Below are 23,432 nucleotides of genomic sequence, written 5' to 3' on the forward strand. Positions count from 1 at the left end.
CTGGAACCTCTCGCCCAGGCCCGTCCCAGAGGCGTCAGTGAATGCTCGAGGCCAGCTCGAATATGGGGATGTACATCAAAATCACGATCACCCCGATCAGCAGGCCGATGAAGGTCATGAGCAAGGGTTCGAACAGGCGCACGAACCATTCGATCCAGCGGCTGATTTCTTCGTCGTAGAAGTCGGCGCTGCGTTCCATCATCTGTCCGAGATTGCCGGACTGTTCGCCAGCGCGCAGCAGACGCAGGGATACCGGGGTCACCAGGTGATTGAGTTCCAGCGCCGTCGACAGGGATTGCCCCTCGCGCACCCGTTCGCAGGCCTGGTCCAGGCGCATTCGGGAGGCCGGGGTGAGCAGGTTGCGCACCATGCCCATGGCGGTGACGAGCGGAATCCCGCCTTGCAGCAGGATGCCCAGGGAACGGTAGAACCGCGCCAACTCGTACATGAAGATGCGTTGATGCACCGCCGGCAGTTTTTCGATCAGGCGGTCCAGGCCGCGACGAAAGGCCGGCTGGCGCTGGAGGAAGGCGAGGGCGATGACGATTGCTGCGAAGGCGCCGAAAAACTCGCCCTGGTGGGCGTGCAGGAACATGCCGCTGCTCATGAGGATCTGCGACAGCCACGGCAGGTTCGACCCCAGCCCTTCGAACACCAGACTAAAGCGCGGCACGACATAGCCCATCAGGAACAACACCACGCCACCGCCCACCACCAGCAACAACAGGGGGTAGATCGAGGCGCTGACGATCTTCTGGCGAACCTCGTCCATGCGTTGGCGATAGCTGACGTATCGGCCCAGGGCTTCGCCCACTGCGCCGGTCTTCTCGCTGGACTGGACCAACGCAACGTAGAGCGGTGGGAACACTGCCGACAGTTGGCCCAAGGCCTGGGAAAACGATTTGCCTTCGTAAAGCAGGCGCACCAGTTCACTCAAGGTCTTGCGGGCTTGCGGCGCGTTTTCTTTTTCCGCCAGGCTTTCCAGCGCATCGATCAACGGCAGGCCGGCATTGAGCAGGGTCGTCAGTTCCTGGCTGAACAACACCAGGTTGAAGGTCTCACGCTGCCTGGGGCGCAGCGCCCGCCAGTGCCGCTCGGCGTGCAGGCTGAGCACGCGCAGGCCCTGGTCTTCGGCGATGCGCCGGGCTTCGCTGTCACCCGGCGCCTCGACAGTCATTGAAACCACACCGGCCTTGCCGACCGCTTTGAGGTGAAAACGCATGGTCGCCATTCCCGTCATTGCCAACTGGTGACTTCGGCGTTTTCGCCTTCGCCGCCGGGTTGGCCGTCCTTGCCCATGGACAGCAGGTCGTACTCACCGTTTTCGCCGGGATAGCGGTAGTTGTAGTTACGGCCCCAAGGGTCTTGCGGCAGTTTTTTCTGCAGGTACGGGCCGGTCCAGCGGGTTTCGTCACTGGGCGCGGTTACCAGAGCCTGCAATCCCTGCTCAGTCGAGGGGTAATGGCCAACCTCCAGCCGGTACAGGTCCAAGGCCTTGCCCAGGCCTTCTATTTGCGCCTTGGCCACCTTCACTTCAGAGCGGCCCAATTGGGCGAAGTACTTCGGCGCGACGATGCCGGCCAACAGCCCCAGCACCACCAGCACCACCAACAGTTCAAGCAATGTGAACCCGCGCTCGGCTCGAGGGGGAAAAGCACGCGGGGCGAAACGCAGACGCTGTTTCATGATGACCTCACACAGTCGGCAGAAGGGTCGCGCCTATGGCTTATGCAATTGCCATGCAAAGCCCCGCCCAAGCTTCGTACATCCCCGTGCAGCCCCCGTATTACGGCCACTCGCGCTTTCGGCACAGTGCTTGCGTATGGCTGATACGCGACCGTCCATTGGGGCATTACCCCCATTTTTCGGGGCCGGTCAGGGGAGGTAGAACAATGAAAATCCTCACTACAGGACTGCTTGGCATGATGCTGCTGGCCGGCGCTGTCCAGGCCGATGTGTTCGTTTCCAAGGACGCCAAGGGCGACTACGTCCTGTCCAACGTCCATCGCCCCGGCCGCCACTACGAAAGGGTGGTGCGGGACGTCGAAGCGGCGGTGGTCAGTCTTGATCAGCAGCCGCAAATGATCGCCGCGCGCCCTTACGCCGAGCTGGTCTCCAAGGCCGCCACGGACAACCAGTTGCCGGCGGCGCTGTTGCACGCGGTGATCCAGACCGAATCGAGCTACAACGCCAGTGCCGTATCGCCCGCGGGCGCGGGTGGCCTGATGCAGTTGATGCCCGACACCGCCCGGGAAATGGGGGTGAAAAACGTCTATGACCCCAAGGCCAACATCCAGGGCGGCGCCCGCTATCTCAAGCGCCTGATGACCCTGTTCGACAACGACATCGCCCTCGCCGTGGCCGCCTACAACGCCGGCCCGCAAGCGGTGCTCAGCCGTGGCGGGGTGATTCCGCCGTTCGCCGAAACCCAGCGTTATGTGCCCAACGTGCTGCGCCAGTACCGGCGTTTGCAGGGGCTGGCGGCGGATGCCCCGCTGTGACCGAACAGCCGGGGCGGATTTCCCCAACATTGGGGCATGGTGGCCCCGGCGAAAAAGTGGGGAATTACTGGGGAATATCCCCCGATGAATTAAGTGGAAGCTGTAACTGTTTGAAAAAACGATATTTTTTTTATGGCATGCGGATTGCTCAAAGGGTTTTGTCGAGAATTATTCCCTGTGAGCGCCCACAGCGAGGCCCGTGATCATGACCGGCATATTCCACGCTCCATCCGTCCTTCCCTTGCTGCTGCTGGCCGCATCAGTGTTCGGCATCGAATTCGCCGAAGCCTCTGCGCGATGTGAGCGCAACCTGGTGGCCAATGTCGTGGCGCTGGACCAGCCGCTGATGTTCAACCGGCTCGGTGCGCAGAACGTCAACGGCATGATGTTCGCCCTGCGCCGCGATGTGGTCGATGACCATGACATCTCACTCGCCCAGGGCGGTGCGGCGGTGCCGGGCAAGGTCTCGCTGCGTCCCGACAAGCGTCCGCGTCCGCTGGTGCTGCGGGTGGCCGCCGGTGACTGCCTGACCATCAATCTGCAGAACCTGCTGGCCTATCAGGCCAACCCCGGTTCCCATGAAGGTGGCGAGGAAGAGGAAGGCATCGAAATTGGCAATAACCAGAATTTCAAGGTCGACGAGCAAGTCGCCGACCGCCATGTCGGTTTCCAGGTCAACGGCATGCAAGCGGTCAACAGCATCGACGACATCGCTTCGTTCACCGGACGCAATGCCAATAGCCTGATCGCTCCGGGTGGCAGCCGTTCCTACACCCTGTACGCCGAGCGTGAAGGGGTGTTCGCCGCCAGCAGCCGTGGCGCAACCTTCGGTGGCGAAGGTGCGGCTGGCAACGTTGCCAACGGTCTGTTCGGCCAGGTGGTGGTGCTGCCCAAGGGCGGTCGCAGTTACCGCAATACCGTAACCGAAGAAGAAATGCGCCTGGCGACCACCGGGCGCACCCCGGCCGGTCAGCCGATCGTCGATTACCAGGCGCGTTTCCCGCAACGCGAACCGTGGATCCGTGAAGGCAAGGCCGGTACGCCAATCATCAATATGGTCGACGGCAATGAAATCATTTCCAGCGAGAGCGATGCGATCGTCATGGGCAGCAACGCCGACGGCAGCTTCCCGGCCTCGACCTATCCGCTGGAAGCGGTGGGCAAACGCAACCCGGCGATTCCCAATCGGCTGGAACCGTTCCGCGATTTCGCCTCGCAGTTCCAGGACGAAACCGCCGCGACCCAGGCGTTCCCCGCCTACTGGGCCGACCCGGTGATGGCCCACGTGCTGGAGCCGACCCGCGATTCGTTCATGATCAACTATGGTTCCGGCGGCATGGGTGCCGAAGTGGTGGCCAACCGTCTCGGCGTAGGTCCGATGCACGATTGCCTGTCCTGCGCCTACGAAGAATTTTTCCTCAGCTCACACACTGTCGGCGACGTGGCGATGTTGGTGGACGTCCCGGCCAACGCCGGCCTCGAAGGCATCACCCCCGGCCAGACTCCGACCGCCGATCAGGTGGGCGTCAAGGCGACCATGGCGCTCTATCCGTCCGAGCCATCCAACGTCAACCACAGCTACATCGGTGACTTCGTCAAGTTCCGCAACACCCACAACGGCCATGAGCAGCACATCTTCCACCTGCACGGGCATCAATGGCTGTTCAATCCCAACGATGACAATTCCGATTATGTAGACGCCCAGGGCATCGGCCCGGGTGCCGGCTACACCTATGAAATCGCCAACGGCGGTTCGGGCAACCGCAACCGGGTCGCGGGCGATGCGATCTATCACTGCCACTTCTACCCGCACTTCGCCCAAGGCATGTGGGCCATGTGGCGGGTGCACGATGTGTTCGAAGAAGGCACCCAGCTTGAAGTGTCGCAACAAGGCAACGACGGTTACCACAGCGAGCCCTACGCCTTGCGCAGCGGTAAACCCGCGGCGGGCGCACGGGCCTTGCCCGATGGCGAAATCGTCGCCGGCACGCCGATCCCGGCGGTGGTGCCGCTGCCCGGCAAAGCCATGGCGCCTATGCCAGGCAAAGTCGCCGTGGTACCGAAAATCGGCGAGACCCTGGTGGCCGCCAACGACGATGACGATGATGAAGAAGAGGGCGACGATGACGGTGAGCACCATGGTGGCAGCGGCGGCGCCCAGGCCATCGGTTCCCTGGCCCTGGTCGATCGCAGCGAAGCCAACCGCAACGCCGATGGCACCCTGAAAAACCCGGGTTATCCATTCTGGATCGGCGGCATGGAAAGCTCGGTCGGCCAACGCCCACCAACTCCGCCGCTGGACATGCTCGACGCGGCCTCGGCGCAAGCCCTGAAAGCCACGGGCAAAGCCCTGTGGGCCAACCTTGACCCGGCGCAGTCCGGTGGCTGGGACGGCGGCCTGGGTCGCCATGCGCTGGACGGCGTGTCTGCCGGTGGCGAGGCCGAGACCATTACCACCTCGCTGGATTTCTCCAAGACAGTGACCCGCGCCAAGCCGATCTACCTGCCGGAAGAGGGCACCGAAGTCGAGCAGGCGGCCATGGCCTTCCACGCCAAGAAGGATCACCCAAGCTTCGCCCTGCTGCCGGGCAACCAGATCGTCGCACGGCCTTTCCGCACCAACGGCGCCCTGCCGATGGCCGGTGCGCCGTTCTACGAACCCTGCATGGACGACCGGCAGAAACGCCTGAGCAGCAGCGCCGGCACCGGTGAATTCAACAGTGGCGAGCGGCCCGACGGCATGTCATTCATCGGCTCCTCGAGCTTCACCGCCGACCGCCCGCGCATCTACAAGGCGGCCAACATCCAGTTCGACGCGGTGTACAACAAGGTCGGCTACCACTTTCCGCAAGCGCGCATCCTGGCACTCTGGGAAGACGCCTGGCCGGTGATCACCAAGCAGCGTCCGCCAGAACCTTTGGTGATGCGCATGAACACCTTCGACTGCGTGCAGTACCAGCAAACCAACCTGGTGCCGGCCACCTATGAGATGGACGACTATCAGGTGCGCACGCCGACCGATGTGATCGGCCAGCACATTCACCTGCCCAAGTGGGACCTGGTGTCGGCCGACGGCTCGTCCAACGGCTGGAACTACGAAGACGGTGTGCTCTCCCCGGGTGCGGTGCAAGAGCGCATCCATGCCATCCGCGAATTCAACCAGTGCGAAGGCAGCGATCCACGCGACGGCACGCCAGCCTGCCCGAAAGCCAAGAACCATCCGTACTTCGGTCAATTTGGCCGGGCCGACTGGGTCGGCGCACGCACGGCCATGCAGCGCTGGTTCGTCGACCCGGTGGTCAACGCCAAAGGCGTCGACCGTGGCCTGGGCACCATCTTTACCCACGACCACCTCGGCCCATCGACTCACCAACAGATTGGCCTGTACGCCACCGTACTGGCAGAACCTGCCGGTTCCACCTGGTTCCACGCCGAAACCGGCGAGCCGTTGTACAGTGGCGCGCGCCAGGACGGCGGGCCGACTTCGTGGCAAGCGGTGATTTCCACCGGTGACATCGACGGCGACGGCAAGAACGACAGCTTCCGCGAGTTCTTCCTCGAATACAGCGACTTCCAGCACGCCTATGAAGCCGGTGTGTACGTGGGCGCCGGTCCTGACGGCAAACCCAATGCGCAAGGCTTCCCGGCCACCGCCGACAGCTTCCGCTACGCCATCAACCCGCCAGTGCGCAACAACGCCAGCACCTTGCTGGACGGCATTATCGAAGTGCAGGGCGGCATGGTGCCCGGCTGCCCGAGCCGGCCATGCCCACAAGCCATCTCGGTGGATGACCCGGGCATGTTCGTGGTCAATTACCGCAACGAACCGCTGGCCCTGCGGGTGTACGACCCGAACAAGGTCGGCCCGGACGGCAAGCGCGGCATGCAGGCCGATGGCCTGGGCGGCGACCTGGCGTACGCCATGCAAAGCCGTACCGACCGTGCGATCCCGGCGATGAACCTGGCGCCGAACCTGATCACCGCGGCCACCGGCCCCACTGGCGGTACCACGCTGTTCCCGCCACACATCAACAAGGGCGGCGCCGAGCCTGGCGATCCGTTCACCCCGATGCTGCGCACCTACACCGGCGACAACGTGCGGCTACGGGTGCATGCCGGCGGTCACGAAGAGGAGCACAACGTCACCCTGCACGGCGTGAAGTGGCTGCAAAGTGGTTCCGGTTTCGGCAACAGCTCCAACTCCGGCTGGCGCGCGTCGCAGATGATCGGCATCTCCGAGCAGATGGGCTTCAATGCGCCAGTGTCGATGCTGTCCAGCTCGGCGGCCACCACCGGTGACTACCTGTACTCGATGGATGCGTCGATCGAAGGTTACTGGAGCGGAATCTGGGGCGTGATGCGCAACTACACCGCGCAACGCAGCGATCTGTTCGCGCTGCCCAACAACGCCAAGCCAACCGGTATGCGCAACACCGTGGCCTTCGACGGCGTTTGCCCACGGTACGGCGCCAACCCCAACGGCATCGGCACCCGGCCGACCCCGCAGCGCAACTATGAAGTGGTGGCGGCGCTAGCCAACGACATCCTCGGCAATCCGCTGGGCCTGACCATCGGTGATCCGGCAGGACTCGGCCAGCATGTCGGCGGGCCGCTGAATCCGGCCGGCGGTACCCTGGTCTTCAACTCGCGCACCGTGAGCATCCCGCAGGTCACCGTGACCGACCCTGAAGACGGTGAAACCATCACCATCGGCGGGCAAAGCGGGCCGCTGCATGACCCGACCGCGATCCTGTATGTGCGCAAGGCCGACCTCGACCCTACCACCGGCAAGCTCAAGCCCGGCGTGCCTGTCGAACCCCTGGTGCTGCGCGCAGCGGCCGGTGATTGCATCAACGTCACCCTGGAAAACCGTCTGCCGAGCGTGATGCCGGACCTGACCCAGACCGCGGTGATGCAAGGCATGGTCAAGCGCGATCGCAACAGCGGCAGCGGTTCGACCACCTTCAGCAACAACCTGATGCGGCCGTCGAGCCACGTGGGTCTGCACGCGCAATTGCTGGCGTACGACATCACCAAATCCGACGGCACCAACGTCGGCGCCAACCCGACCCAGACCGTGCCGCCGCGAGTCGGCAGCAGCGGTGCCTACCCAACCCGTACCTACCAGTACTACGCCGGGCACCTGGAGCGCGAAGGCAAACCGATCACGCAACTGGGGCGCAACGTCGACAACATCAATGCCACGGCGATCGAGTTCGGTGGCTTGAACATCACCCCGGCGGACGTGATCAAGCAGTCGCAAAAAGGCCTGGCTGGGGCGATGAGCATCCTGCCAGTGGGCGCCACCTGGGTCGACGACACGCGCAAAGTGAATGCGACGGTCACCGCACCGGGGCAAACCAGCTACCGCGACTTTGCGATGGTCTGGCAGAAAGCCTTGAACATTCGCTGGGCCAATGGTCGGCCAGTGGAAGGAATTGCCGCGGAAGGGTTCGGCGTGCCGACCGATCCGCAGGACAACTCCAGCATGGCCATCAACTACAGGACCGAACCGATGTGGTTCCGCTTCGGCCTGGCCCCGGATGCACCGTTCGGCCATGCCGATGGCGCGGGCTACGGCGACATGGTGAACGCGCACATGGCCTACAGCAATGCGCTGGTGGGGGGTGATCCGCAGACGCCAGTGCTGTACGCCAAGCCTGGGCAGCCGTTCCGCACGCACATCCTGATGCCTACCGGTGGCAGTCGCGGCACGACCTTCCAGCTGGACGGTCACGTCTGGTCGAACAACCCGTTCCTGTCGGAGAAGAGCGATACCGGTGGCTACCCAATGGGCACCCCTGGCGTGGGTTCGGTGAAGTTCGGCTACAACCCGATGTCGATGTACATCGGCGCCCGCGAGAGCGTCCTGCCGGCAGCGCACTTCAGTTTCATGCTGCCGAGCGCCGGGGGTGTCAATGCGATACCGGGTGACTACCTGTTCCGCGACTACGGCGCCTACGGCAACACCTCCGGGTTGTGGGGACTGTTACGGGTGACCAACGAACCGCAACCGGCGCCAGCGCCATAGGGCAGGCAAACGCAACCCCTGTAGGAGCTGGCTTGCCAGCGAAGACGGAGAGTCAGACACATCAATGCTGGATGTGCTGACGCCTTCGCTGGCAAGCCAGCTCCTACAGGGGTGGGTGGTGGAGGCAGGGATAGATCTGAAGGGGAGAGTGACATGAACAGGACCATCAAAATCGCCAGTGTCGCGCTGATCGTCGGGGTCGCGCTGATCTGGCTCGGGGTGTGGCGCACGTCGCCTCCGACCCTGCTCAGCGAAATCGCGCTGCCCGACACCTGGAGCGACCAGACGCTGGAACGCGACGGCGTGTCGGTGGCCCTTGAGGTTCGGCCGCTTACCGCAGGCGGCGTACTGCGCGAGGGTGAATTTGCCGACGTGCGTTTCAAGGTCACCGACAAGGCGTCCGGCCAGCCGCTGGCGGGCATCGCCCCCGGTGCCTGGATCGACCCCGAAACCGTCGCCGCCGACCAGGCCCAGGGCCGCGAACAGAGCTGCAAGGCCCGGGTCGGGGTGTTCCTCAAGTCGAGTATCGGCGCGCGTCCGCTGCTCGATCTCAACAGCTACTTCCTGATGGTGATGAACCGCGATGCCAGCGTCTCGGTGGTCGACCCGTCGGTCTCGGTGGGTGGCATCACCAGCACCATGACCCGCATCGACATCAAGCAACCGCCGATGGACTGGGTCACCCCCAGGGACAACAAGCGGGTATTCGTGTCGATGCCGAGCGCAGGCGAAGTCGCGGTGCTCGACAGTGAGCAATTCAAGTTGCTCGACTCGGTGGCCGCCGGCAGTAATCCGGTGCGCGTGGCCTTGCAACCGGACGAGCGCCTGCTGTGGGTCGGTAACAATGCCCCCTCGGCCGAGCTTTCCGGGGTCACGGTGATCGACACCGCCAGCCTCAAACCCCTCAAGCACCTGGCCACCGGCAGCGGCCACCACGAGATCGCCTTCAGCAAGGACAGCCGCTTCGCCTTTGTCACCAACCGCGACGACGGTACCCTGAGCATCATCGACGTTGCCACCCTGACCATCGCCAAGCAGCTCAAGACCGGTTCGCACCCGCTGTCGGTGGTGTACTCGCCGTTGTCCGGCGCGGCCTATGTCAGCGATGGCAAGGACGGTACGGTCACCGTGGTCGATGCCGTAAGCCAGTCGGTGCGACGGGTGATCAAGACGAAGCAGGGCCTGGGCCCCATGGGCTTCAGCGCCGACGGCCGATTCGGCATCGTGCTCAATACCCTGGAGAATCAGGTCGCGGTGATCGACGCGGCCAACGATGCGCTGATCCATGAACTGGACGTGTCCGCCGAGCCCTACCAGGTGGTGTTCACCAAGGCCTATGCCTACGTGCGCGGACTGGCTTCGGCCAAAGTCACGATGATCAATTTGGCGTCCCTCGGTGAAGGCCGCAAGCCGATCACCCAGGGCTTCGAAGCCGGACCGCAGCCGCCACGGCTGGCCGGTGACCTGCCGCTGGCGTCGAGCCTGGCGGTGTCGCGGGACGACAACGCGGTGTTCGTGGTCAACCCGGTGGACAACACCACCTACTTCTACGCCGAAGGCATGAACGCGCCGATGTCGGGCTACCCCAATCGCGGGCAAGTGGCGCGGGCGGCACTGGTCATCGACCGCAGCCTGCGCGAAGTCGAGCCGGGGGTTTACAGCTCGAGGATCAAGCTGCCGGCAGCCGGGCGTTTCGACGTGGCGTTCCTGCTCAATCAGCCCAACATCATCCATTGCTTCAGCGCCGTGGTTGAGACGAACAGCAGCCTTGAACCTGGCGCCGGCGTGCCGAAGGTGGAGTTCCTGCTCGATAAATCCACGGCCGCCCTGGGCAGTCCCTATGTCGTGCGTTTTCGCATCGTCCAGGGCAAGCAGAAGGTCCATCGCAGCGGGGTCAAGGACGTGCAGGTGCGCTACTTCCTGGCGCCGAGTGCACGGCCTCGGCTCGTCGCGGCAGTGGACGTGGGCAATGGAATCTACGAAGCCCCGGTCACCCTCGACCAGAGAGGTGCCTGGTACCTGCACGTGCGTGCGGCGTCCCTGGGGGCGAATTTCGACGATCAGACTTTTGCCAGCGTTCGGGTGACCCCTGGCCTTGTTCATTGAAGAGGACATCGACATGAACCGATTCGCACATCATGGACTGCTGACGATCTGCCTGTTGGCCTGCTCGTTGGAATTAGCTATCGGCCAGGCCCTGGCCCACTCCGCCGACGAACATGCCGGCCACACCCAGGCGGCGAAAAGCGCCAGCTCCGAGACCGCGCAGGTCAAGTTTGCCGACGTCGCGCTGGTAGACCAGAACGGCAAGACCGTGCGCCTGGAAAAAGACCTGGTGGCCAACAAGATCGTGGTCATGAGCTTCATCTATACCAGTTGCACCACGGTCTGCCCGGTGGTGTCCTCGATCATGGGCAAGGTGCAGAAGCAGCTGGGTGCACGGGTCGGCAGCGAGGTGCAACTGGTGTCGATCAGCATCGACCCGCAACGCGATGATGCCAGGCGCCTGAACGACTACGCCCGCGCGTTCCAGAACGGCCCGGGCTGGAGCTGGCTGACCGGCTCTACGCAGTCGGTCAACGAAACCCTCAAGGGCCTGGGCAGCTTCAGTGGCGACTTCAAGAATCATGCACCGCTGATCCTGGTGGGGGACGGCAACAGCCGCCACTGGACCCGCTACTACGGCTTCACCGATCCGAGCATATTGACCCGTCAGGTGGAGAAGCTCAGCGGTGAACGCAACGCCCACGCCAAACACACCGCCATCGCGATGGAGCATCAGCCATGAAACTACTCGACTGGATCGCCCTGAGCGTCTGCGCCTGCCTCGCAAGCACTGTGGTCATGGCTCACGAAGGACATGCGCCAGCGGCGCCTGCCGCCGATACGGCGGTGGCCGCCGCCCAGCCGACCGCAGGCACCCGCGATGCCAAGACCTGGTTCACCGACACGCCGTTGCAGGACCAGAACGGCAATACCCTGCGTTTCTACAGCGACGCGCTGCAAGACCGCGTGGTGCTGCTCAATGTGATTTTCACCCATTGCACCGATGCCTGCCCGTTGATCACCCAGAAACTCAAGCAAGTGCGCGAAGTGCTGGGCGACAAGGCGGACGGCATCACCTTTATCTCCCTTACCAGTGATCCGCTGCGGGACACCCCGGCGGTACTCAAGGCTTATACCTTGAAGCAGGGCGTCGATGAGCCCCACTGGCTTTTTCTTACCGGCGACAAAGCGCAAATGGACCTGGTCCTGGGGCGCGTTGGCCAGGTCATTCCGTCCCCCGAGCAGCACTCCACCCAGTTGATCGTCGGTGACGTGGCGAACAAGCGCTGGAGCAAGATCCGTCCCGATGCCCCGGCCGCCGCCATTGCCCAGCGCTTGCAGCTGTTGGCAATGCCGGTTGCCGGTCGTTGAGTCCGGGCCATGAAAAGCGCCCTGATCCTCGGCCTGCTTATCCTCGGCGGCATCAGCCTGAGCGCCCAGGCATTAACCCTGACGCCCAGCGAAAGCGCCGGCAAACGGCTGTACCGCGAGGGTGTGTCCGCCAGCGGCGAGCCGATCATGGCCCGGATCGGGGCGGCGGGCATGCTCCTGCCGGCCACCAGCGTGCCCTGCGCCAACTGCCACGGCAGCGATGGCCTGGGGCGCCCGGAGGGCGGGGTGCGCCCGCCCGACCTGAGCTGGTCACGGCTGACCAGCACCTACGGACAACAGCAGATCAACGGCCGTGCCTACCCGGCCTATACCGAGGGCACTCTTGCCCGTGCGGTCCAGGAAGGGCGTGACCCGGGCAACAACCGCCTCGATTCGGCGATGCCGCGGTTCGTTCTGTCGATGAGCGACCAACGCAACCTGACGGCGTACCTCAAGCGCCTGGCCGACGAGCGCGATCCGGGCCTGAGCCCCGACAGCCTGCACCTGGGCACCTTGCTGCCGAGCACCGGCGTGCTGGGTGAGGAAGGCGCCACCGTGGCGGCGGTGCTGCGGGGCAGCGTGGCGCGGATCAACGAAGCGGGGGGCATTCATGGCCGGCAGTTGCGCCTGACCATTCTTGACCCAGGCCCCGACCGTGTCAGTGCCGAGCATGCGCTCGACCAATTGATCGAACAGGAACAGGTGTTCGCCCTGGTCGCACCGCTGGTGCCGGCACTGGATGCCGAATTGGCCCCACGCCTGGAACAGGCCGGCGTGCCCTTGATCGGGCCGCTGTCGTTGCAAGGCACGGCCCAGGCCAGCCGGCAGATTTTCGAACCGCTGCCGGGGCTGCGCGAACAGATGATTGCCCTGGCCAACTACGCCGCCACCAGTCTGCGCGTGCTGCAAGGTCCGACGCTGATCGCCTACCCGAACGAGCCGGGCCAGCGGCTGGCAGCCGAGAAACTGGCCCAGTACCTGCAGGACAACGCCTGGCAAAAAGTGCGCCTGCAACCCTACGAGACGGCGCAGGACGAGTTGCCGCTGGGCTCGCGCTCGGTGTTCTACATGGGCAGCAGTGGCGGGTTCAGCCGCCTGGCCGCGCGTTTGCAGACCGCGGGCCAGGTGCCCTATCTGTTCGCTGCCTCCAACCAGGTGGCGGGGGACCTGATGCAGGTGCCCAGCGGGTTTTCCCGGCGGGTGTTCCTCGCGTATCCGTTCGTGCCCAGCGACTGGACGAGGACCGGGCGCACCGCCCTGACTCAATTGCGCGAACGCCAGAAGCTCGGCGGCGAGCACGCGGTGCTGCAGGTCGGGGCCTACAGTTCGATGCTGCTGCTCAGCGAGGGCATGAAACAGGCGGGGCGCGATGCCAGCCGGGAGAAACTCATCAGTGCCCTGGAAGGCCTGCACGACTTCGATACCGGCCTGACCCCGCTGATCAGTTTCGGGCCGGGCCGCCGCCTGGGCCTGAGTGGCGCCCATGTGGTCACCGTAGACCTGCCCGACCAGCGCTTCTACCTGGTCGCCCCCTACAAACCCATTGCCGCCATGCCCTGATCCGGAGGCCGAAGATGAAACTCGCGACTGTATTGGTGCTGTTGACCCTGTGGGTGCCCGCCGCGTTTTGCAGCAATGGCGCGGCCGTGGCCAGGGTCAATGGCGAGGAAATATCCCAGCTGCGCCTGGAGCGCTATTTCGCCGAATACCTGGAGGATCAGGGCCGTGCGGTCGCCAGCATCCGCAGTCCCAGCGCCTACAAACAACTGCGCAAGGCGGCGCTGGACGCGTTGATCGACAAGGAGCTGCTTTGGCAGGAAGCGCTCAAGCGCGGGGTAGTGATCAGCGATGCCGCGGTGCAAGATCAGGTCGAACAGACCCGCCAGGCCATGGGTGGCCCGCAGGTGTTCGCCCGGCGTCTGGAAGATGCCGGTTTCGATGAGGCTGCCTATATCGAGTACACCCGCCGTGATCTGGCGGCGCAGCAGATGTTCGCAGTACTGACCCAGGTCGATGAGCCCGACGAAAAACAGGTGCGGGCGTTTTATCAGGAACACCGCGCCGAGATGAGCCGGCCCGAGGAAATCCGGGTCAGGCATATCCTGGTCAAAGTGCCTCAGGGTGCCGATGCTTCCACTGTCGAAGCCGCGAGACTACGCTTGCAGACATTGCACACGAGTGTCCGTGAGGGCGCCGATTTTGCCAGCGTGGCCCGAACCGGCTCCGAAGATGCTTCGGCCAGCGCAGGCGGCGACCTGGGTTACTTTGCCCGTGGTCGCATGATGCCGGAGTTCGAAGCCGCGGCCTTTGCCCTCAAACCCGGGGCAATCAGCGAGCCGGTACGCACGGCGGTTGGCTGGCACTTGATCTTGTTAGAGAACCGAATGGAGGCTTCCGATGTCACAGAGGAGCAGGGACTTGAAATGGTTCGGGCCTACCTTGCCCGACAGAAACAGGTCCAGGCGCGTCTGCAGGCATTGGCGCAGCTGCGCGCAAGCAACAGCATCGAAAGAATTGACGATCAATGAGCTTTCCCCAACAGTGGGGGAATGCTTCGCTGCACATCCGTTCGCTTTCCCCCGTTTTTGGGGGGTAGGGAATGTGGACGCAAAGGCATTGCGTTTAAATTCAAGGACATGAATACATAAAATTACCGGCGCTCAGCCTGGCATGAAGTGTGCGTTAGCCCTATCAAGGCGCGCACTCCGCCAGGTTCGGTTCTCGGACCTGCGGTTCAAGGAGTCCACCTTGTTAAACAAAGTACTGGTTGTTGAAGACGAACAACTTCTTGCAGAAAACCTCCAGGGTTACCTGCAGGCGCAAGGGTTGGAAGTCCGGATTGCTCACGACGGTGCGCAAGGAATCGCTGAAGCTGGCGACTTCGCACCCGAGGTGATGGTGTTCGATTACCGCTTGCCCGATATGGAAGGCTTTGAGGTGCTCGATGCCGTCCGCCAGAACAGGAAGTGTCATTTTGTGCTGATCACAGGGCACCCCACCGCAGAGGTTTGCGAGCGGGCCCGGCAACTGGGAGTCAGCCACATCCTGTTCAAACCCTTTCCATTGGCGGAACTGGCCCGTGCAGTGCTCGATCTTCTGGGGAGGCAGCGCGAACCCAACGCAGCGGTGAGCCGTTCCGAAGGCTTTGTCGAACGACGCCAGAGCAGGACCGAGAGTTTCCCGCTGCAGTTGTACGACGGTAGTTGGGTGCTAGCAGATCGCCGACGAAGTACCTCGGCCTCCACAGCGCCAGACGACGAACAATTGCTCACCGGGGAGTAATGGCGCGACAAGAGGCTGCGGTACATGCCGCAATTGCTCGCCGCGCCGACAGGGCTCTAAGCCCCGGGTGTTGGAGAGCAAGCCATGGACCGTCTATCCCTTGTCGTCGATGTGCCACCGCTGGACTCTGTACCGACTCGATTTTCCAGTGAGCAATTGGCCCAGGCCCGTTCCCGGGCCGGCAGTACCGGCGAGCGAATGCTCGAAGCCCTCGGGGTACTGTGCGAACTTGCCCCCATGCCCTTCATCCAGTGCCTGGGCGCGACCCTTCACTATCCGGTGCTCGACACCGACAGCCTGTTTCAATCCACCCCGGTATTCGACCGGGTCACCCTGGCCCAGTGCCTCAAGCGCGAATTCATCCTGCTGCGTCACGCCGACGCCGTCATCGGCGTGTTCGCCGACCCCTTCGACACCGCGCGCCTGGCCTGGATCGACGACTGCCTGCACGGCGCGCCGCTGTACCTGGTGCATGCCGACGACCTAAAAGCCTACCTGGCGCGCCACGAGGAAAGCTTCCACGCGGTGGAATCGCTCAACGCCCAGGCCGACGGCAACACCGAGATCGACACCCTGCAAAGCCTGTCCCTGACCAGCATCAGCGAAGACTCGAGCGTGGTGGTCAAGCTGGTCAACTCGACCCTCTACGACGCGCTGAAAATGCACGCCAGCGATATCCACCTGGGCACCACTGGTAGCGGCCTGGTGATCAAGTACCGCATCGATGGCGTGCTCAACAACATCAGCAAGATCCAGGGCAACGAGTTCGCCGAACAGGTGATTTCCCGGGTCAAGGTCATGGCCGAACTGGACATCGGCGAAAAACGCGTGCCCCAGGACGGGCGCTTCAAGATCGGCATCAGCGGCCGCCAGATCGACTTCCGGGTGTCCATCATGCCGAGCATTTTCGGCGAGGACGCGGTGCTGCGGGTGCTCGACAAACAGGATCTGGCCGACAAGGTCTGCGGCGTGCAGTTGCAGGCCCTGGGCTTCGAAGAGGAAACCCTGCGCCAACTGCGCCGCCTGGCCGCCGAACCCTACGGCATGGTGCTGGTCACCGGCCCCACCGGCAGCGGCAAGACCACCACGCTGTACGCGATGATCACCGAGATCAACCACGGCGTGGACAAGATCATCACCATCGAAGACCCGGTGGAGTATCAACTGCCGGGCGTGCTGCAAATCCCGGTCAACGAAAAGAAAGGCCTGACCTTCGCCCGCGGCCTGCGCTCGATCCTGCGCCACGACCCGGACAAGATCATGGTCGGTGAGATCCGCGACCCCGACACCGCGCAGATCGCCGTGCAATCGGCGCTCACCGGGCACCTGGTGTTCACCACCATTCACGCCAACAACGTGTTCGACGTGATCGGCCGCTTCACCCAGATGGAAATCGACCCCTACAGCCTGGTCTCGGCGCTCAATGCGGTACTGGCCCAGCGCCTGATCCGCCTGGTGTGCAGCGCTTGCAGCACGCCGTACGCACCGACCGAAGAAGAACTGCAAAGCTCGGGCCTGGACCCGCAACAGGTCGGCCACTACCAGTTTGTCCACGGCAAGGGTTGCGGTCATTGCCGTGGCACCGGTTACCGCGGACGCAGCGCGATTGCCGAGCTGCTGCACCTGGACGACGAGCTGCGGCAGATGATCGTCGAGCGCCAACCCATTTCGAAAATCAAGGCCCACGCCTGCAAACGTGGCTTGCGCTTGCTGCGCGAGTCGGCGCTGGAACTGGTGCAACAAGGCCGGACCACTCTCGAGGAGATCAATCGTGTCACTTTTATCTCGTGAGCGTTATGTCGCCGTGCTCGGCGCCAGTGGTGTCGGCCTCGGTCAGCGTCAGGGGGGCGACACCCTGTGGCTGGGCAGCGTCGGCTTCATCGATGAAGGTTTCATGGCCTGGGCGGTCGCCCTGGAAACCCTCGACCGCCTGCTGGGCGAACATGTCCGTGCCGGTGCCGAGTTGACCGTGGTGGTCTCCGGCCATTTCAGCCGGTTTTGCCTGGTGCCCTGGAGCGAGCAGATCAGCAGCCCCGCCGAGCTGCAGGGGTTTGCCCAATTGTGCCTGGAAGACCTCTACGGCGCGGCGAACCAACCTTGGAACCTGGTGCTGTCGGCCGAACCCGCCGGTTACGACCGCATCGCTACGGCGCTGCCGCAGGATTTGCTCGAACGCCTGCGTAACCTGGTCAGCGGCCGTGGCTTGCGCCTGCGCTCGGTGCAGCCGTACCTGATGGCGGCGTTCAATCACTTCGACAAAAGCTTCGACGCCGGTGACTTCCTGTTCGTGGTTGCCGAACCGGTGCGCAGCGTCTTGCTGCTGGCCCGCGAAGGTCGCTGGACAGCGGTGCGCTCGGTGGGCAGCAGCGACAGCGACGGCGCACTGAGCGCGCTGGTCGGTCGCGAATGCCAATTGCAGGCCTGCGCCAGCGAGCGTCCGCTGAACGTCTACCTGCATGCACCGGCGCGCATCGATTCGCATCCCGAAGTGCCCGGTGTGCACCTGCGCACCCTCGAAGAAGGCCGGACAAGCGTACGCGATTGCCTGTACGTCATGTCCCGGACGGTGGCCTGACATGCGCCCGCTGATGCTCGATTTTCAGCCGCGCCGCCGCTCGACCCCACTGGGCTGGAGCCTGCTGGCCGGTGGCGTGGTGCTGGCGCTGACCTGCGTTGTGTTTCAGCAACACCTGAGCGGGGAGGCCGAGCAGCAACAAGGCCACCTGCAAACCGCGCAACGGGTGCTCACCGGTGACACCGGGGGCAAAGTCAGCCTGACCCCGGCCGAGACCCGCGAGCAGGCGCAGAACCTGGCCGAGATGCGCAAGGTCTCGCAGCAGTTGCGCCGGCCCTGGGAACGCCTGTTCGCCACCCTGGAGGCCATGCCCCGGGAAAACGTCGCCTTGCTCACCCTGACCCCGGATGCCCGCAAAGGCCAGGTGCGGATCAGCGCCGAGGCGCGCGACCTGGATGCCATGCTCGACTTCCACCGCCGCCTCGAAGCCTGCGACGAGCTCTCCGACGTGTCGTTGCTCAGCCACGAAATCGTCGCCAACGTGCCGGAACACCCGGTGCAGTTCAACTTGTCGGCTACCTGGGAGATTGGCGATGCAAATCCCTAGATTGATCGTCCACGAATACCTGCAAAGCCTGGGCGTGCCCGGCCTGGCAGGATTGGCCATGCTGGTGCTGGCGCTGAGCTATGGCCTGTTCGGCCTGTTGCCGGACTGGCAGGCGCTGCAGCAGCTGAGCCAGCAGACCCGCGAAGCCAGCGAGTACCTGGCCAAGGTCGAAGAAGGTTCGGTCGCCGCCCCGGTCGTGCCGCAACGTCAGCTGGAAGATTTTCGCAGCAAACTGCCGACCCAGCCCCAGGCCACGGTCGCCATCGACAAGATCTATGCGCTGGCCGCCCAGGAACGCATCACCCTGTCCCGGGGCGAGTACGCCCTGGGCATCGATCCCAAGACCCATCTGGCCCGTTATCAGATCCTGTTGCCGGTGCGGGGCAGCTACCCGCAACTGCGGCGCTTCATGCACGCCTTGCTCGGTCAGTTGCCGGCGGTGGTGGTGGAAGACCTGGAGCTGCAGCGCAAGAAGATCGCCGACACCGACCTCAACGGGCGGATCCGCATGACCCTTTACCTGTCGAGGTCATGATGAACAGCAAACGCGCAATGGGTTGGGTGGCGTTCCTCGGCGTGGCCGCGGCGCTGACCTGGTTGCCCGACTACTTCAAGCCCGCCGACGACGGTGACCTTGCGGTGGCCGCCGTGGCCACGCCGGCCAAAGGCAAGAACCGTGGCGCGTCGCCCGCGGCGCAAGCCTCCGCTGCGCCCGTGGCGATCAAGGACCTCAGCCCGGCGGGCGACCTGTTCGCCGCGCGCAGCTGGAAGGCCGCACCGGCCCTGGCCAGCGTCACCGAGCAACGAGTCAACGTCGCGCCCGTGGTGCAGGTCCCCACTGCACCGCCGATGCCTTTCCAGTTCATCGGCCGGATGGAGGACCGCACTGACCTGCAGGTGTTCTTGCAAAACGGCGAAAAGATCTACGTGGTGCGTAAAGGGGATGTGATCGACGAAACATGGAAGATCGAGGGGATTTCCGATCTGGAATTGAGCCTGGTCTATTTGCCTCTGCATTTGTCCCAGACCTTGTCTGTGGGGAGCGCGCAATGAACAAGTCCCGTTTGCTGATGAGCCTCTGTCTCTGCGCAGGGCTGGCTGCGTGCAGCTCGGCACAGGTTGCCAAGGAAGAAGCCTCCGAGCTGATCGAGCAGGGGCAGTACGAAGCCGGCCTGGCCCGGATCGAGGAGGGCCTGCGGGAAAACCCTCGCGACACCGAGCTGCACATTGCCCTCAACAGCGCCCGCGCCCGGGCGATCACGGCACTGCTGACCCAGGCCGACATGGACCGCACCCAGCGTGATTTCGCTTCGGCCCGCATGGGCTACGGCCGGGTGTTGACCATCGAGCCGAACAACCGTCGCGCCCAGGACGCCATGCGCCAGCTCGAACACATGCGCAACCTCGATGAAAAACTCGAACTGGCCCGTGGCGACCTGCGCCGCGGCGACATCTACGGCGCCGAGCGTCAGGTCAAACAGATTCTCGAGCTGGACCCGAACAACGAAGGCGCCCTGGAACTGCAGGGCAATATCCGCCTGGTGCAGAGCCGCAACGTGGTGGCCTACCCGCAGCTGCGCACCCGCCTGGACAAGCCGGTGACCCTGGAATTTCGCGACGCCAACCTCAAGACCATCTTCGAAGTGCTGTCCCAGGTCGCTGGCTTGAACTTCATCTTCGACAAGGACCTGCGCCCGGACATGAAAGCCACCATCTTCGTGCGTGACGTGCGCATCGAAGACGCCGTGGAACTGCTGCTGCAACAGAACCAGCTGCACCAGAAGGTGGTGAACGAAAACACCCTGCTGATCTACCCGGATTCGCCGCAGAAGCTCAAGGATTACCAGGAGCTGGTGATGCGCACCTTCTACCTGACCAGTATCGATGCCAACACCGCGCTGAACATGGTCAAGACCATGCTCAAGACCCGCGACGTGTTCGTCGACGAACGCCTCAACACCCTGACCATGCGCGACACCGGCGACGCCGTGCGCATGGCGGAAAAACTCCTGCAATCGCAGGATCAGTCCAACCCCGAAGTGGTGCTGGAAGTGGAGGTGATGGAAGTCGCCACCCAGCGCATCCTCGACCTTGGCCTGCAATGGCCGAACACCTTCGGTGTGGTCAACAGCGACGGTTCGGCGGTGACCATCCTCGATCAACTCAAGGGTATCAACTCCAGCCGCATCACCATCTCGCCCTCGCCACAGGCCAAGATCAATGCCCAGGACAAAGACATCAACACCCTGGCCAGCCCGGTCATCCGGGTCAGCAACCGCGAGCAGGCGCGCATCCACATTGGCCAGCGCGTGCCGATCATCAGCGCCACGTCGGTGCCGTCGACCCAGGGACCGGTGATCACCGAAAGCGTGACTTACCTCGATGTCGGTCTGAAACTGGAAGTGCAGCCCACCGTGCACCTGAACAACGAAGTGGCGATCAAGGTGGCCCTGGAAGTGAGTAACGCCACGCCCCTGGAGCCGACCCGCCAGGGCACGATTCCGGTGCAGGTCGATACCCGCAACGCGCAGACCACCCTGCGCCTGCATGACGGCGAAACCCAGATCCTCGCCGGCCTGATGCGCAACGACCATGGCAGCACCGGCAACAAGATCCCCGGCCTCGGCGACATACCTGGCCTGGGTCGCCTGTTCGGCAGCAACAAGGACGACGTCAGCAAATCCGAACTGGTGCTGTCGATCACCCCGCGGATCGTGCGCAACCTGCCGTACCAGAGCCCGTCGGACATGGAGTTCACCACCGGCACCGAAACCAGCATGCACATCCAGGCGCCGGATCGCTCGAAGGTTGAAGTCGAAGAGGTCAAGGCCAATGGCATGAGCGCCCCGATCGCGACCACCGTTACCGTCGGGAAGCCTTGATCATGAACGCCTCGCAACGCGGTTTTACCTTGATCGAAGTCGTGGTGACGCTGTCGTTGATCGGCCTGCTGGCCGGCATGGCCGCGCCGCTGACCGAGACCGTGGTGCGCCGGGGCAAAGAGCAGGAGCTGCGCACCGCGCTGTACCAGATCCGCGATGCCATCGACGCCTACAAGCGCGCGTTCGACGCCGGTTACATCGAGAAGTCGCTCAACAGCAGCGGCTACCCGCCGAACCTGCAGGTGCTGGTGGAAGGCGTGCGTGATGTGCGCAGCGCCAAGGGTGCCAAGTTCTACTTCCTGCGGCGCGTGCCCCATGACCCGCTGGCACCGGTCAAGCGCGACGACGAAGGCGGTTGGGGCGTGCGCTCCTACGACAGTACGGCTCAGAACCCGCGGGAGGGCGAGGACGTCTTTGACGTTTACTCCAAGGCCCGGGGCAAGGGGCTCAACGGCATCGCCTACCGGGAGTGGTGAGCATATGCGTCGGGAAAAGGGTTTTACCCTGCTGGAACTGATGGTGGTCATGGCAATCATCGCGACCCTGATGACCATCGCCTTGCCGCGCTACTTCAACAGCCTGGAGGCCTCCAAGGAGACCACCTTGCGCCAGAGTCTGTCGGCGATGCGCGAAGCCCTGGATCACTACTACGGTGACACCGGACGCTACCCCGACTCCATCGAGCAGCTGGTTGAACAGCGCTACCTGCGCAATCCGCCGATGGACCCGATTGCCGAACGCAAGGACGCCTGGGTCATGGTTGCACCGCCTGACGGCGTGGCCGGCGGTGTCGCCGATATCAAGAGCGGTGCCACAGGGAGGGCGCGTGATGGCAGCCTGTATTCCGAGTGGTAAGCCTGCGGGGCAGGACGGCTTCACCTACCTGGGTGTGCTGTTCCTGATCATGGTGATGGGCATGGGCCTGGCCAGTGCCGGCGAGCTGTGGTCCACCGCCTCGCGCCGCGACCGTGAACGCCAATTGTTGTGGGTCGGCACCCAGTACGCCCAGGCACTGCGCAGCTACTACCGCAGCTCGCCAGGCCTGGCCCAGTACCCCAAGGAACTCGCCGACCTGGTGCAGGACGAGCGTTTTCCCAGCGCCAAGCACCATATCCGCCAGCTCTATCCGGACCCGATTGGCGGCGGCGAATGGTTCCTGATGCGCGGCTTCGACGGACGCATCACCGGTATCAGCAGCCCGTCCACGGACAAGCCGCTCAAACAGGCGGATTTTCCCAGCCAGTGGTCGGACTTCAACGGCATGGCCAGCTACAAGGACTGGCAGTTCGTGGCCGAGAAAGCCTTCCTCGACGGCGCCTCGGGCCCGGCCAAAGGCCAGTCCCAGGCCCCCCAGGCGTTGCAGCCATGAAGCGCTTCTGCCTGGCGTTGATCCTGGTGCTGAGCACCTCTGTGGCCTGGGCCGGTGAAGAGGACGAAATGCTCGGCTTCATCGTCGACGACACGATCTCGCACATCGGCCACGAATTTTACTACTCGTTCAGTGAACGCCTGCGTGCCACCAGCCCGATGGATTTCAACCTGGTGGTACGCGAACGACCTTCGGCTCGCTGGGGCAGCCTGGTGACCGTGGAATTTCAACGACGCCTGGTTTACCGGCGCTTCCTGCCGCCGAACACCGTGGAGCTCAAGGACGAGGCCTATGCTGCCGCCGACTGGGTACGCGGGCAGATTGTCCAGCGCAAGCTGGAAGCCTTGTTGCAGGACACCACGGACCTTGAGAGGGACGAACTATGAAAGCGAAAACGTTTTTGCAGCGCGCCGGTGGATGCTTGCTCGGCCTGGGCGCTTGTGCCCTGGCCCAGGGCACGGAACTGGTCTACACGCCCATCAACCCATCGTTCGGCGGTAACCCGTTGAACGGCACCTGGCTGCTCAACAACGCCCAGGCGCAGAACGACTACGACGATCCCGACTTGAAGGATCGTACCTCGGTGGCCGGGACCTCGGCCCTGGAGCGCTTCAGTGCCCAGTTGCAATCGCGCTTGCTCGGGCAACTGCTGGACAACATCTCCACCGGCAACACGGGGAGCCTGTCTACGGACGCTTTTATCGTCGACGTGGTCGACGACTCCGGTGCGCTGACGATCAACGTGACCGACCGCGCCACGGGCGAAGTTTCGGAAATCCAGGTGAATGGCCTGGCCCCTTGAGGGGATGCGGGTTTATGGGGAGTTAA

Annotated in this window: 21 protein-coding genes; 19 read left to right on the forward strand and 2 right to left on the reverse strand. The window is 63.8% G+C overall.

The genetic code is table 11. The features are described from left to right. Window positions 1-34: 34 nt before the first annotated feature. Both BKX96_RS05245 and gspG read right to left on the reverse strand, forming a co-directional pair. Window positions 35-1,222: a type II secretion system F family protein gene (locus BKX96_RS05245; RefSeq protein ID WP_046815561.1), complete on the reverse strand. Its 1,188-nt coding sequence runs from the start codon at window positions 1,220-1,222 to the stop codon at window positions 35-37. Window positions 1,223-1,236: 14 nt separating this feature from the next. Continuing rightward, window positions 1,237-1,686, reverse strand: coding sequence for a type II secretion system major pseudopilin GspG (gspG, locus tag BKX96_RS05250; RefSeq protein ID WP_046815462.1), 450 nt, complete (start codon window positions 1,684-1,686; stop codon window positions 1,237-1,239). A gap of 206 nt (window positions 1,687-1,892) precedes the next feature. On the opposite strand from gspG, the gene BKX96_RS05255 reads away from it, so the two are divergent. The 19 genes from BKX96_RS05255 to BKX96_RS05345 all read left to right on the forward strand — a co-directional run bounded on the left by BKX96_RS05255 (window position 1,893) and on the right by BKX96_RS05345 (window position 23,406). Beyond that, the gene (locus BKX96_RS05255; protein WP_046815461.1) at window positions 1,893-2,501 is read left to right on the forward strand and encodes a lytic transglycosylase domain-containing protein; all 609 of its coding nucleotides are present in this window, start codon (window positions 1,893-1,895) and stop codon (window positions 2,499-2,501) included. A gap of 205 nt (window positions 2,502-2,706) precedes the next feature. Then, window positions 2,707-8,532: a manganese-oxidizing multicopper oxidase MnxG gene (gene mnxG / locus BKX96_RS05260; protein WP_077182955.1), complete on the forward strand. Its 5,826-nt coding sequence runs from the start codon at window positions 2,707-2,709 to the stop codon at window positions 8,530-8,532. A gap of 153 nt (window positions 8,533-8,685) precedes the next feature. Further along, on the forward strand, window positions 8,686-10,638 hold the full coding sequence (locus BKX96_RS05265; protein ID WP_077182956.1) for a YncE family protein: 1,953 nt from the start codon (window positions 8,686-8,688) through the stop codon (window positions 10,636-10,638). 13 nt (window positions 10,639-10,651) lie between these two features. Then, the gene (locus tag BKX96_RS05270; protein ID WP_077182957.1) at window positions 10,652-11,320 is read left to right on the forward strand and encodes an SCO family protein; all 669 of its coding nucleotides are present in this window, start codon (window positions 10,652-10,654) and stop codon (window positions 11,318-11,320) included. Beyond that, window positions 11,317-11,949: an SCO family protein gene (locus tag BKX96_RS05275; RefSeq protein ID WP_077182958.1), complete on the forward strand. Its 633-nt coding sequence runs from the start codon at window positions 11,317-11,319 to the stop codon at window positions 11,947-11,949. The genes BKX96_RS05270 and BKX96_RS05275 overlap by 4 nt, the downstream gene beginning before the upstream one ends. A 9-nt stretch (window positions 11,950-11,958) precedes the next feature. After that, window positions 11,959-13,509 carry a cytochrome c/ABC transporter substrate-binding protein gene (locus BKX96_RS05280; protein WP_077182959.1) on the forward strand — a complete coding sequence of 517 codons (1,551 nt, stop codon included), beginning with the start codon at window positions 11,959-11,961 and terminating at the stop codon, window positions 13,507-13,509. A 14-nt stretch (window positions 13,510-13,523) separates the two neighbouring features. Then, entirely contained in the window at window positions 13,524-14,477 is a 954-nt protein-coding gene (locus BKX96_RS05285; RefSeq protein WP_077182960.1) for a peptidylprolyl isomerase, read from the forward strand. A 220-nt stretch (window positions 14,478-14,697) separates the two neighbouring features. Next, window positions 14,698-15,231: a response regulator gene (locus tag BKX96_RS05290; protein WP_077183142.1), complete on the forward strand. Its 534-nt coding sequence runs from the start codon at window positions 14,698-14,700 to the stop codon at window positions 15,229-15,231. 84 nt (window positions 15,232-15,315) lie between these two features. Continuing rightward, a complete protein-coding gene (locus BKX96_RS05295; RefSeq protein WP_046815454.1) occupies window positions 15,316-17,022 on the forward strand; it encodes a GspE/PulE family protein in 1,707 nt (568 codons plus the stop codon). Continuing rightward, window positions 17,003-17,806: a hypothetical protein gene (locus BKX96_RS05300; protein WP_046815453.1), complete on the forward strand. Its 804-nt coding sequence runs from the start codon at window positions 17,003-17,005 to the stop codon at window positions 17,804-17,806. The genes BKX96_RS05295 and BKX96_RS05300 overlap by 20 nt, the downstream gene beginning before the upstream one ends. A gap of 1 nt (window position 17,807) precedes the next feature. Beyond that, the gene (locus BKX96_RS05305) at window positions 17,808-18,353 is read left to right on the forward strand and encodes a PilN family protein (RefSeq protein ID WP_046815452.1); all 546 of its coding nucleotides are present in this window, start codon (window positions 17,808-17,810) and stop codon (window positions 18,351-18,353) included. Further along, window positions 18,340-18,888: a GspMb/PilO family protein gene (locus tag BKX96_RS05310; protein ID WP_046815451.1), complete on the forward strand. Its 549-nt coding sequence runs from the start codon at window positions 18,340-18,342 to the stop codon at window positions 18,886-18,888. Before BKX96_RS05305 ends, BKX96_RS05310 begins: the two co-directional genes overlap by 14 nt. Then, window positions 18,888-19,406 (forward strand): hypothetical protein, encoded by a 519-nt coding sequence (locus BKX96_RS05315; RefSeq protein ID WP_046815450.1) that lies wholly within the window; start codon window positions 18,888-18,890, stop codon window positions 19,404-19,406. The genes BKX96_RS05310 and BKX96_RS05315 overlap by 1 nt, the downstream gene beginning before the upstream one ends. Continuing rightward, a complete protein-coding gene (locus BKX96_RS05320; RefSeq protein ID WP_046815449.1) occupies window positions 19,403-21,235 on the forward strand; it encodes a type II secretion system protein GspD in 1,833 nt (610 codons plus the stop codon). The genes BKX96_RS05315 and BKX96_RS05320 overlap by 4 nt, the downstream gene beginning before the upstream one ends. A 2-nt stretch (window positions 21,236-21,237) precedes the next feature. Beyond that, complete coding sequence (locus tag BKX96_RS05325) at window positions 21,238-21,711, forward strand: type II secretion system protein (RefSeq protein ID WP_046815448.1); 474 nt, start codon at window positions 21,238-21,240, stop codon at window positions 21,709-21,711. Window positions 21,712-21,715: 4 nt separating this feature from the next. After that, on the forward strand, window positions 21,716-22,090 hold the full coding sequence (locus BKX96_RS05330; protein ID WP_008054599.1) for a type II secretion system protein: 375 nt from the start codon (window positions 21,716-21,718) through the stop codon (window positions 22,088-22,090). After that, entirely contained in the window at window positions 22,065-22,604 is a 540-nt protein-coding gene (locus tag BKX96_RS05335) for a type II secretion system protein (RefSeq protein WP_046815447.1), read from the forward strand. The genes BKX96_RS05330 and BKX96_RS05335 overlap by 26 nt, the downstream gene beginning before the upstream one ends. Next, a complete protein-coding gene (gene csgE, locus BKX96_RS05340) occupies window positions 22,601-22,990 on the forward strand; it encodes a curli production assembly/transport protein CsgE (protein ID WP_046815446.1) in 390 nt (129 codons plus the stop codon). The genes BKX96_RS05335 and csgE overlap by 4 nt, the downstream gene beginning before the upstream one ends. Further along, on the forward strand, window positions 22,987-23,406 hold the full coding sequence (locus tag BKX96_RS05345; protein ID WP_046815445.1) for a curli assembly protein CsgF: 420 nt from the start codon (window positions 22,987-22,989) through the stop codon (window positions 23,404-23,406). The genes csgE and BKX96_RS05345 overlap by 4 nt, the downstream gene beginning before the upstream one ends. The last annotated feature ends 26 nt before the right edge of the window (window positions 23,407-23,432 follow it).

The organism is Pseudomonas putida (assembly GCF_001976065.1).
Taxonomy (GTDB): Bacteria; Pseudomonadota; Gammaproteobacteria; order Pseudomonadales; family Pseudomonadaceae; genus Aquipseudomonas; species Aquipseudomonas serbica.

Excerpts from the sequence above, each read along its gene's own strand:
- BKX96_RS05280 (WP_077182959.1), top strand. The coding sequence starts at position 11,959 with ATGAAAAGCGCCCTGATCCTCGGCCTGCTTATCCTCGGCGGCATCAGC.
- BKX96_RS05325 (WP_046815448.1), top strand. The coding sequence starts at position 21,238 with ATGAACGCCTCGCAACGCGGTTTTACCTTGATCGAAGTCGTGGTGACG.
- gspG (WP_046815462.1), bottom strand. The coding sequence starts at position 1,686 with ATGAAACAGCGTCTGCGTTTCGCCCCGCGTGCTTTTCCCCCTCGAGCC.
- BKX96_RS05255 (WP_046815461.1), top strand. The coding sequence starts at position 1,893 with ATGAAAATCCTCACTACAGGACTGCTTGGCATGATGCTGCTGGCCGGC.
- BKX96_RS05270 (WP_077182957.1), top strand. The coding sequence starts at position 10,652 with ATGAACCGATTCGCACATCATGGACTGCTGACGATCTGCCTGTTGGCC.
- BKX96_RS05245 (WP_046815561.1), bottom strand. The coding sequence starts at position 1,222 with ATGCGTTTTCACCTCAAAGCGGTCGGCAAGGCCGGTGTGGTTTCAATG.
- BKX96_RS05315 (WP_046815450.1), top strand. The coding sequence starts at position 18,888 with ATGAACAGCAAACGCGCAATGGGTTGGGTGGCGTTCCTCGGCGTGGCC.
- BKX96_RS05295 (WP_046815454.1), top strand. The coding sequence starts at position 15,316 with ATGGACCGTCTATCCCTTGTCGTCGATGTGCCACCGCTGGACTCTGTA.
- BKX96_RS05335 (WP_046815447.1), top strand. The coding sequence starts at position 22,065 with ATGGCAGCCTGTATTCCGAGTGGTAAGCCTGCGGGGCAGGACGGCTTC.
- csgE (WP_046815446.1), top strand. The coding sequence starts at position 22,601 with ATGAAGCGCTTCTGCCTGGCGTTGATCCTGGTGCTGAGCACCTCTGTG.
- BKX96_RS05330 (WP_008054599.1), top strand. The coding sequence starts at position 21,716 with ATGCGTCGGGAAAAGGGTTTTACCCTGCTGGAACTGATGGTGGTCATG.
- BKX96_RS05285 (WP_077182960.1), top strand. The coding sequence starts at position 13,524 with ATGAAACTCGCGACTGTATTGGTGCTGTTGACCCTGTGGGTGCCCGCC.
- mnxG (WP_077182955.1), top strand. The coding sequence starts at position 2,707 with ATGACCGGCATATTCCACGCTCCATCCGTCCTTCCCTTGCTGCTGCTG.
- BKX96_RS05265 (WP_077182956.1), top strand. The coding sequence starts at position 8,686 with ATGAACAGGACCATCAAAATCGCCAGTGTCGCGCTGATCGTCGGGGTC.
- BKX96_RS05305 (WP_046815452.1), top strand. The coding sequence starts at position 17,808 with ATGCGCCCGCTGATGCTCGATTTTCAGCCGCGCCGCCGCTCGACCCCA.
- BKX96_RS05275 (WP_077182958.1), top strand. The coding sequence starts at position 11,317 with ATGAAACTACTCGACTGGATCGCCCTGAGCGTCTGCGCCTGCCTCGCA.
- BKX96_RS05320 (WP_046815449.1), top strand. The coding sequence starts at position 19,403 with ATGAACAAGTCCCGTTTGCTGATGAGCCTCTGTCTCTGCGCAGGGCTG.
- BKX96_RS05310 (WP_046815451.1), top strand. The coding sequence starts at position 18,340 with ATGCAAATCCCTAGATTGATCGTCCACGAATACCTGCAAAGCCTGGGC.
- BKX96_RS05345 (WP_046815445.1), top strand. The coding sequence starts at position 22,987 with ATGAAAGCGAAAACGTTTTTGCAGCGCGCCGGTGGATGCTTGCTCGGC.